Source organism: Pseudobacter sp. (assembly GCF_051955275.1).
Classification (GTDB): domain Bacteria; phylum Bacteroidota; class Bacteroidia; order Chitinophagales; family Chitinophagaceae; genus Pseudobacter.
This window is the reverse complement of the sequence record NZ_JBQCGW010000247.1, coordinates 1-10,924: the sequence shown is the minus strand read 5'-3', so window position 1 is coordinate 10,924 and position 10,924 is coordinate 1. Positions and strand designations below refer to the sequence as shown.

Annotated in this window: 6 protein-coding genes and 1 pseudogene; all 7 read left to right on the top strand. The window is 47.5% G+C overall.

What is annotated here, in order from left to right:
- Positions 1 to 1,340, top strand: a pseudogene (locus tag ACTHMC_RS21395) (SusC/RagA family TonB-linked outer membrane protein); the annotation flags it as partial.
- Between the two features lie 20 nt (positions 1,341 to 1,360).
- A complete protein-coding gene (locus ACTHMC_RS21390) occupies positions 1,361 to 2,890 on the top strand; it encodes a RagB/SusD family nutrient uptake outer membrane protein (protein ID WP_440416250.1) in 1,530 nt (509 codons plus the stop codon).
- A 12-nt stretch (positions 2,891 to 2,902) separates the two neighbouring features.
- Entirely contained in the window at positions 2,903 to 3,841 is a 939-nt protein-coding gene (locus tag ACTHMC_RS21385) for a putative zinc-binding metallopeptidase (RefSeq protein ID WP_440416249.1), read from the top strand.
- A gap of 79 nt (positions 3,842 to 3,920) precedes the next feature.
- Positions 3,921 to 6,386, top strand: coding sequence for a zinc-dependent metalloprotease (locus tag ACTHMC_RS21380; RefSeq protein ID WP_440416247.1), 2,466 nt, complete (start codon positions 3,921 to 3,923; stop codon positions 6,384 to 6,386).
- Positions 6,387 to 6,404: 18 nt separating this feature from the next.
- A complete protein-coding gene (locus ACTHMC_RS21375; RefSeq protein ID WP_440416245.1) occupies positions 6,405 to 8,675 on the top strand; it encodes a zinc-dependent metalloprotease in 2,271 nt (756 codons plus the stop codon).
- A gap of 3 nt (positions 8,676 to 8,678) precedes the next feature.
- Positions 8,679 to 9,770 (top strand): thioredoxin family protein, encoded by a 1,092-nt coding sequence (locus ACTHMC_RS21370; RefSeq protein ID WP_440416244.1) that lies wholly within the window; start codon positions 8,679 to 8,681, stop codon positions 9,768 to 9,770.
- The coding region (locus tag ACTHMC_RS21365; RefSeq protein ID WP_440416242.1) for a DPP IV N-terminal domain-containing protein at positions 9,751 to 10,924 on the top strand (1,174 nt) is incomplete at its 3' end. The genes ACTHMC_RS21370 and ACTHMC_RS21365, both read left to right, overlap by 20 nt.

Below are 10,924 nucleotides of genomic sequence, written 5' to 3'. Positions count from 1 at the left end.
CAACGATGAACTATTCATACGACGGCAGGTATGTGCTCAATGCCAGTGTGCGCTCAGATGCCTCCAACCGTTTTGGCCAATATACCGGGGAAAAATTCAATCCCGTTTGGGCAGGCGGACTTCGCTGGAACATGGCCCGTGAGAAATGGTTTGATAAGACGAACTGGCTGGCAGACCTCAACCTGCGCGCCAGCTTCGGATATCAGCGAAATATTGTGAGCAGCGTCAGTCCGGATCTGATCGTGCGCATCCCAACCGGCGCATCTGCCAACAGCGTTGATGTATTCACGGGAGAGGACCTGCTCACATTGAGCAAACTGCCTTATGCAGACCTCCGTTGGGAAAGGAACTCTTCTGCCAACTTCGGGGTTGACCTCAGTCTCTTCCATGGAAAGGTGATGGCCACCGTTGAATATTACGAGAAGAGAGGCCGCGACCTCATCAGTGAATTAAAAGTGCCGGTGGAGTATGGGGTGGAAAGCATGCCCATCAATGGTGGCAGCATGATCAATCGCGGACTGGAGATCAGTGCCAGCTTTACTCCGGTGCGTACAAAGGATTTTACCTGGAACCTGAGCATGAACACGTCCAAAAATTTCAACGAGATCACCAGAACAGGCACACAGCTTGTCAACTGGAAAGCTGCCACCAGCGGCTCTTTCTATAAAGCAGGATACCCGGTTACAGGGTTCTGGGCCTTCGATTATACCGGTATCAATGCAGAAAATGGATACCCGGTTTTCAACACACAGGTGGCAAAGGGAGCAGACTCCATCGGCGATCCCACCACTTACATGAAATACATGGGTAAACTGGACCCTGATTTTACGGCCGGTCTGGGTATGAGCTTCCGCTACAAGCGCTGGTCACTCAGCACTACCCTCAACCTGCGCGTAGGTGGCAAGAAATTCCTGCTGCCTGCCTATAACGCAACTGCGGGAAGATTGCCTTCTGAGTATGAAAACATTTCTGCAGAGTTGCTGGCAAGATGGACGCCGTCTAACAAAACCGCTTCCTTTCCCGGATTACCGGATTATACACTCACTTCTTTCCAGCTGCCTGACAAGCGCACATTTACCCAGGTGTATGAAATGTACAATAACAGCAGCGCAAGGGTAGTGGATGCCACATCCCTCCAATGCAATAATCTCAGCATCAACTACTCCATGCCTGAAAGTGTTGCCCGCAAACTCAGGTGTAACAATATCAATTTCGGAGCCGGCGTGAGCCAGTTGTTCTCTATCGTAAGTAAAGATTTCAAAGGCCGGGATGCGGAAGTGGCTACAGGCCAGCAACCGCGTACGAGAACGTATACGCTCACTGTTTCCGCCAGTTTCTAATCCTAAAATCTGACATCGAAATGAAAAAAATATTCATATACCTGTTACCGGTTTGCTTGCTTGCCACTTCCTGTAAAAAATTCCTGGAAGAAACAAGCCCGGATGAGATCAGACCTTCCTCCGTGGAAGATATGACGGCATTCATGCACAGTGATGCCTACCCGTATACAACAGCACTGGAATGGTTTTCAGATATGCTTACGGATGATGTTAAATCAAATGGACTTCCTAAAAATACCAACGGTACCATCAATACTACCTACATTCCATTCCAGGAAAATGGAAAGGGCATTTTTGGGTTCGATCCCCTGGAACTGGAAGGAACTACGGGAACTGTTGCTACCGCCGTGGACGCCTGGAAGAACTATTACAACAAGATCAAAGGCTGCAATATCGTTATCGATTACACGCCTAAAGTGGACGGGCTGGATACGAAGAAAATGGCATTGCGTGGCCAGGCATTGTTCCTGCGCGGCTATTACTACCTCAAACTGGCACAGCTTTACTGTCTGCCATACAGAGGAGCTGGTGTGAACCCGGAAACCGCACCTGGCCTGCCACTCATACTTACCATGCAGGTGAGCGATGAACATGTTGCACGTCATACTTTACGCAGAACATTCGACCAGATAGAGACAGACCTGCTGGAAGCAGCGCAATTGCTGAAGGATAATTTCGTAGCACCTTCCACTTTCAGGGTTGGTCATCTTACAGCTTATGCCATGCTTGCCCGTTTCTACCTGTACAGGGGGCTGGATGCGGATATGGACAAAGCCATCGAGTACGCCGGACTGGTGATCAGTGAACGCCCCCAGCTGACATCGCTGAAAAATTATATCGGAACGGGAAATGTAGTTTCCATGACCGGTATCTATGATCCCCAGAGAAGCGTTGAAGTGCTCTGGCAGTATGGATCCAACCCCAACTCGCTGGCAACATTCTATCCCGCAGCTAATTCCTTCTCCAACCTCAATCCGCCATTTACGGTGTCGGATGAACTGCGGAACAGTTTCTTCATTGGGCCTGACAATAACAATATGGGCGATCTCCGCTATACCCTGAACTTTTTCAAGTACACGCTCGGTGGTGTGCAATATCCCGCACGTACCTCTAAAATTGGTTTGAATATCACAGCCGGTGATAAAGGTATCCGCACGGGAGAGGTATATATCATCAGGTCAGAAGCACTGACAAGAAGATTCCTTCGTACAGCACAGGATGCAGACCGCATACAGGCGCTAAAAGACATCAATGATCTTCGCGAAAGCAGGTACGATACGCGCAACACAGCCTACACACCGGTTGATATCAGCACTGGAGATGCCCTGCTGACTTATGTGCTGGAAGAGCGCAGAAGGGAACTCAGCTTTGAAGAGAATACGAGATGGGCGGATATCAAGCGGTTAGGCCTGTCCGTTACCCATATTCTGGTGGATGCTGAAGGGGATACCAAGCAGTTTGTACTTCCGGCCAACAGCCCGCTGTATGCACTGCCCATTCCCGCTACTGCCATCGGCAGGAACAATAACCTGATCCCTAACCCACGTTAAATGCACTACATCATGAAACTTAACTTTTATATAGTCTGCGTTTTTGTTTTGCTGGTAAGCTCCTGCAAAAAAGAAGAAAAACTGCAACCTTCTGAAGAAAGCCAGGGATATGTATTGCCGCAGGGTAATAATGATTTCGATAAAACCATTGGCCAGTACTTCGATAAATACGGCTCCTACCTGCTTTACAAATTCTCCGACAGGGATGCTTACTGGACCCCCTCCGGCTGGAAGAATACCAGGTACAATGAAGCTACCAAAGCCTGGACCACAGGCTTCCTGGTAAAACCCGCCGAAGAACCGTTTATCGCCAAACAACTCAACCTGATACAGGCCTGCTGGTTTGATTATTATTCAGATGAATTCCTGAAAACATTTCTGCCGGCCAAAATCCTGTTATGCGCAGCTGTGGACTCTTCTTCGCTTAAATATGATTTCAGTACAACCCCTACCACTGTAACGGTTATAAATAAACCAGTAGGGGCCTGGTTCAACCTCGATAATATCAGTGTGAATTATGGCAGCGTGGCTGTTGAAAATATGACGGCCCTGGATTCCGGCACCTTCATCTACAAAGTGAACAATATGTTCATGCGGAATATTTTTGGCCGCAAACCTATTGAGCCCCCAGCAGATTTTGTGAAGGTAACTTCATATGCTACCAACTTTACCACCCAGCCGGCTGCATATGATGCAGGAGCCATTACCAATTATTATGGTTCAGGACCTGTGCAGGATTGGGAGGAATATATCCTGGCCATGACAGGTTACCCTGAATCTGTATTGAATACCAGCGCACCCAATACCACCAAATCTTTTGTTGGAATATTGAATCCAACCAAAGACCGTTTCGGAAAGATCAGGCAACGGTATAATATCGTTCGCAATTATTTTATCGAGAAATACAATATAGATCTGCAACAGATCGGGAACGCCTCTATATCCAGATAAACACCAGCACCGGCATTTATGCATGCATCCGGCAACGGGTGTATCAGGCAGTGCATTGCCGGAAAAGGAAATTAAGACCATGAATATACTTCGTACCATAATGTTATCAGCTATGCTGGCACCTGCTCCCTTACTCTCCTGGGGGCAGGATGCCGGCAAGCCGGATAGTTTGCCACAATTGTCTGCTTTCATAAAGCCCGGCGCCCAGTTGCTGGAAGGAATGTGCAATATTTATGTGCAGGAAGGCCGGTACCTGATGGAAATACCGGATGCATTGAATGGCCGTGATGTACTGGCAGCCATTACTATCGTGAAAGGATCAGCGCAGAAAGAACGCGGCGCCGATAAACGGTATGGCTTTTCAGGCGACGCTGTCTTTGAGACCGTTTTCCAATTCAAAAGATCGGAGGATGGAAAGCGCATGACTTTTGTTCAGCCTTATTTCCTCAATGCAAAAGACAGCAGCACGCCCTACTACAAACCTATTGCAGACAGGCTACTGCCGGTGATACACAGTTTTGACGTGAAAGCTGTTTCTCCCAATGCAGTGCTCATAGATATCACAGACCTGTACAATGCCGATACGGAACTGTTCTCCCTCAAAGGAGCCAAAGATGAATTGGGTATTGGTGAGCTGCAAAAAGACAAATCCTATGTAACCGGTGTGAAAACCTTTCCGGGTAATATCAATTTCCGCTCCGTAAGGAGTTATGGCGCCGGTGCACCGCCGCCCTCCGGGCAGGGTGGGCTGATGCCGGGAGCGGGATCTGCGAAAAAACCGCTGGATGCCTCCATCTGGGAGGTTGGGGCCAGTTGGATACTGTTACCTGAAAACCCCATGCCACAACGCTTCTTCGACAAGCGAGTAGGATATTTTACCAGGAGCATACGTGATCTTGACAATTACCCCGATAATCCGCGCTTCGTTCAACTGGCCACCAGGTGGAACCTCAAACCTAAACCGCAGGACCTTCAGAAATACCTGGCTGGCGAATTGGTAGAACCGGAAAAACCAATCCTGTTCTATATTGACCGTGACCTTCCTGCCTATCTGGTGCCCTTTTTCATCGATGGAGTGAATGAATGGGCTAAAGTATTTGAAGAGGCCGGCTTCAGGAATGCGATCAGCGCCAAACCGGAACCGGCGGAAACAGATAGCAGTTATTCCATCGAGGATGTACGCTATTCCTATATCTCGTACAAGCCTTCGCAAGTGCCCAACGCCTATGGCCCGATGGTTTGCGATCCACGTTCAGGAGAGATCATCAGTTCCAGGGTGGCGGTATTCCATAATATCATGGACCTTGTTTCACGCTGGTACTTCACCATGTGCGCTACGCTTGACCCTGCTGCCCGGCAATTCCCGATGAACAGGGAACTGGTGGGTAAACTCCTGAAAAATGTGATCACACATGAAGTGGGGCATGCCCTGGGCCTACGTCACAATTTTGCCGGTAGTTCCTGCTACAATACGGACAGTATCCGCAATCCGGAATTTGTGAAACGCAATGGTTTCGGTGCTTCTGTGATGGATTATATGCGTTACAATTATGTAGTGCAGCCGGAAGATAAAATGCCGGTGGAACTGCTGCTTCCAGGTATCGGCATATACGACCGCTTTGCTATTGAATGGGGCTATCGCTACCTGCCGCAATTCAATTCTCCCAGGCAGGAAGCTGATTCACTGAGCAAATGGGTGTCTGCAAAAAGAAAAGATCCAAGGCTTGTTTTCGGAAGTGAAAGTGAATTGTATGACCCCCGCATTCAATCGGAAGATGTAGGGCATAATGCAGCAATAGCAGGCAGGTTGGGTATGAAGAACCTGAAGCTGATCATGCAGCATTTCGATTCCTGGATGAAAGAGATGAAAGCGGATGATGTTTATTATGCGCAGCAATACCGAAGTATGGTAGGAAGATTCCATTCTTATATCGGGCATGTGGAAAGAATGATCGGCGCACGGTATAATAACCAGGATGCGCTTCCGGAAGAAGGCATGAAACCTTCTGAGGCCGCCAGCATCAACGATCAGCTGGATGCACTTGCCTTCCTGGAAGAATACCTGATCCAATACCCCGATTGGCTCTTCCCTCCGGCAGTGTTGCAAAAAGCAGGGTTCTCTTTTGAAGAAGATGGAATGCCTTCCTTCGCAAAAGGTCTGGGTAAACTCTTCTTCAGTTTTGCGCAGATCAGACAGAATTACATGGCTTCCGGACAGACAAACATCGATCCGATGGATTTCATCAGGCGTTTATCCGATAAGATCTTTGACGGGATCGGTAATGGCCAGCCGGTGAATACATTCCGGAGGATCCAGCAGCGGACATTACTGGTGAACCTCATCACTTCTGCTGAGTCAAAAGCCAATTATTCAAATGATATCGCTTTACAGATGTCCATACTGGTAGACGCAATCCGGGATAAAATAAGAAAAGGAATTCCAGTAACCAGGGACCTGCTTACCCAAACGCATCTGCAATCCATGTATGATCTGGTGAGTATCTGGAAAACAGGAACTGTAACAACAATAACGGCAAACAAATAATGCAATAAAACAGGACTGATGTTTATAAGAACGATGATATTTTCAGCCTGCCTGCTGGTGATGACCGCACAGGCCCAGGTACCCGCTAAAAGTCCGGTTGCCTTCGATAAGTTCTTTACCAATGAGATGAAGATGACCGGAGGAATTTTTCCTGTATACCAGAAAGGAAAGAGCTTTTACCTGGAAATACCTGCTGAATACCTGAACAGGGATGTACTGGTAATGGCCTATGTTAGCCGGGGAAATGCATCTGCCATTGCCAAATCCACCGGTATCATCCGTTTCAGCAAAGGGATCAACGATTTCATAAATGTAACCAGACCCTTTTTCAGTGAAGGCGCTTCAGGAGATGCCAATGGTGACATGGAGAGATCAATGCAACGCTCCGCCATGTTACCCGTGAACTATGGTTACAGGATAGAAGCATACGGCAAACAACAGAACAGTTATATCATAGAGATCACCAGGCAACTTATGGAAAGCGGGGACTGGTTTAGTTTTGCAGATAAGAGTTACCTGAGCAGCCCTGATCCGCAAAGATCTTTTGTGCAACAGGTGTCACCTGAAAAAGAAGGGGTACGTTTCCTGGTGGAGCGTTCTCAAACGGATTATCTGGCCCGTTCCAGTGTGGGACCCAAATCCGCAAACTATTCCAGTTTTGAGGTAGAACTGCTGATCTCCCTGCTGCCGGTAGAAAAAATGACCAGGAAGATCGCTGAAGGAGAAACTGGTTTTGAGACCTTTTCTTTTATCGATTATGGTAAAACAGCCTATACAGCCCGTAAAACTTCGTTTATCCGTAAGTGGGATATCCGTCCGGGCTCAAAGAAACATAAAGGCATGGTGGCGCCGGAAAGAAAGATCAGTGTGATGATCGATGAGGCAACACCTGCACTCTACCGTAATGCTGTGAAGAACGGCATACTGGCCTGGAATAAAGCGTTCAATGCAGCTGGTTTCCAGGATGTGATAGAAGTGGGCACGGGCAGGAACCTGCAACTGGCTCCCGGAAAAGTGGTGGTCAACTGGGCTAATGCTTATATGAACGTGCTCGCAGCAACAGTGGATAACCCTGAAACCGGTGAGATCATAACGGCCAGGATCAACCTGACCAATGGACTGCTGGATGAATGGATGTTGAAATATCTGGTGCAATGCGGAGCAACAGATGCACGCATCACCAAAGACCTCAAAAACAAAGAGATCGCATCAGCTATCATACAATGGAAAGTTATGCGTGCGATGGGCGAAGTACTGGGGTTGAAAGACAATCTGCTGGGCAGTACCCGCTATTCTCCTGCACAATTGCGCAATGCCGCTTTCCTCCGGCAAAATGGCATCAGCGGTTCCATCATGGATGAGCTTGGTTTCAACTACCTGGCGCAGCCCGCTGACAGGGTCCCAGTGGAAGAACTGATCCCTCGCATAGGGGCAGACGATATTGCAGCCATTCAATGGGCCTACGGCACCGGTGCATATCCTGTAAACTATTGCTGGCAAACCACCGATAAGGAAGATCCACTTGTTCGCAAAGCTGATTTGTCCGATGATATCACTGAAGCAGCTACACTCGGTATTAATAACCTGAAAGCACTGTACCCGCTGATGGGGAATATATCTTCCCTGCTGGATGGAACTGAGGAACTCTTCAATGTGAACGGAACGCTGTATGGCGCCCTGCAAAAGGAATTCACCAAATATGTATTGGAAGTGACCGACCAGGTTGGCGGGGTTTCGGTCCGTAAAAGGAATCGCATTGAAGTGCCGGCCGCTCAGCAAAAGAAAGCGCTTCAGTTCCTGGCAGACCAGGTTTTTAACGGTCCTCCATCATGGATGAATGTAAAACTGGCGCCTAATGGAAAAGTGCTGGATGTGGAGGAGTGGAATATGCAACTGAAAGATGCAGTGCTGAATAAGATCGTTTCCGTGCAGGTGCTGGGTAACCTGGCCGCCGCGGAAGAGAAAAGTAAAGACGCTTTGACTCCATCAGCACTTTTTGATTTCCTGGATAAGGAAATATTCTTCTCATTTGATAAGAATAAAAACCTGACTGCTGCGCAACGTGCTACACAGCTCAGTTTTGTAACTAACCTGAGTCAGGCCGCCTTTAAGAACAATATCAGTCAGGGACTTGGCGACGGCAATATGTTGCTGCACTATTATATGAAGCGTCTGGCCGGAAAGGTGAACGAAATGAGCAGGGAACATACCGAGTTGCTCACGAGAGAAAATTACAGCCTGATGAAAATGAAGATCGAAAAAGAATTCTTCGCCAAAATAAACAAGTAAAAAATGAGGAAGATCATATGTTGGTTGCCGTTATTGATGCTGTTTAATCCTGTTTTTTCTCAGAACAGGGAGATCAATTTCGAGCACAAAGACCTGCCGGGAATCATTTCCCGGGCAAAAACGGAAAATAAACTCGTTTTTGTAGATTGTTACACTGAATGGTGCGGTCCCTGTAAACAAATGTCGAAGTATGTATTCACGCTCGACTCCATAGCGGATTTCTTCAACAGCCGTTTCATCAACCTGAAACTGGATATGGAAAAGGGAGAAGGTCCGGCAGCAGGTAAAAAATACAAGGTGGGCGCCTATCCCAGTTTCCTGATCTTCGACGGTGAAGGAACTTTGCTTTACAAATTCGTGGGCGGGTTGTCTGCTCCCGAATTCATGAAAAAGATCAGAACAGGGATCGATCCGGACAATGAAATCGTAAAGATATGGAGCAGGTATAATGCGGGCGACCGCTCGCATCAGCTGATGCGCGATTATATCTGGGAATCCCTGAAAATGCTGGAAAGAAAACCAGCGCAGGAACTGGCGCTCGAATACTTCAACCTGCTCACCCCCGCAGAAAGAACGGCCAAAGAGAACTGGTTTCTCTTTGGAGAGAATCATTATTCCCGCGAGCTCTCTGATATGAACAGTCATAATTTCAACTACCTGGTGGATAACTGGAAACCTTTTGCCGCCGTGCAGGGCAAAGAGGTAGTGGACCAGAAGATATCAGGGGTATTCAGGAAAATGACAGGCTACTGTCTGAGAGGTTATTACCAGAAGAACTTCGGGTATAATAAAGAAGATTTTGAACGGTACCGTAAACAGATCAAACGTACACGGGTACCCGATAAAAAAGACCTGCTGGTGATGATGGATATTGCGGAAGCTGCGTGTAAGAAAGACAGTAACAAAGTGGTAAACCTGCTGGCCGATCATGTTGGTAAGTTCAACAGTGATAACATGAATATCGTTTTTGATTTCGTCTCTTTTATACCTTCTTATAAAAGGAAAGATTTTCCCCGCTGGATAGAGGTGATCAAAGAAACGGCAGCACATTCAAAAAATCCGAACCTGGTAAATCATGCTAAGACTTATCTGTAGCGCACTGTTCATGGCCGTATTGATGCCTGGCTTTGTACTGGCACAGGAAGACCCGGCAAATTACTTCGATGCCCCCAATCTCAATAAGCAGATCGGCTCCATGTCCATCGTTCCTTTTTTTGCAGGTAAGGAAGGCAGGTTCTGGTTTGTGGCTTCAGACAGTACGGAAAAGAATTATTTCCTCGTGGATCCTGTGAAAAAGAAGAGATGGAATTTATCGGATAAATCATTCCTGGCTAAAGAACTGGCCAGGATCAGGAAGGAAAAGATCGATACCGCCGCCATAAAGATCACAGGCCCGGGACTGAACTTCCAACGTGGTCTTGGGATCCAATACAGGGCTGATAAATACAACTATCTGTTTGCCACCGGCAAACTGGTAAAAGATACGGGCAAGGTCTCCTACAGTGGAGATTACCGGGTTGGGATTTCCTCCAACAAGAAATGGCAATTGTTTGCAAGGCAACACAACCTGTGGTTGAAACGTACGGCAGACAGCCTGGAACAGCCGCTTACCAATGATGCCGGTTTGTATTATTCATTCAATGTAAATGATGAAGACACCAGCAGCAGAAAGGAAACCAATTCAGAGGCCGTTTGGATAAAAGGATCGGAATGTTATTATGCAGTCAGGAAGGATAGAAGAAAAGTGGGCATGATGGCCGTAGTGCATACGCTTACACAGCCGAGGCCGAGAACCGTATCCTACAAATATGAAACGCCCCTGGATAAAGATGTTACGCAATATGAGCTGTATATCGGTAATGCGGCTAAAGGATCTTTCCGGCGAGTAAAAACGGAACGCTGGAAGGACCAGCAGCTGGAAGTTTTGTATGCAGGAAGTAAAGTGTATTTCCTCCGGTACAAACGGACCAGGGATGAAGTGGAACTCTGCGCCGTGGATACGGCAACAGGTGCAGTAAAAGTGCTTATTCATGAAGTAAGCAAACCATTCATCAACGAAGACCTTTTCAAGGTTCATATCCTGCAGGATGGGAAATCCATCCTCTGGTGGTCTGACCGTTCGGGATGGGGGCATTATTATCACTATGATGGTGAGGGGCGTTTACAACAGGCTGTTACCTCCGGTGAATGGACTTCAGGAAAAATACTGCGGATCGATACAGCATCCAATACCATTTATTTCTATGGCT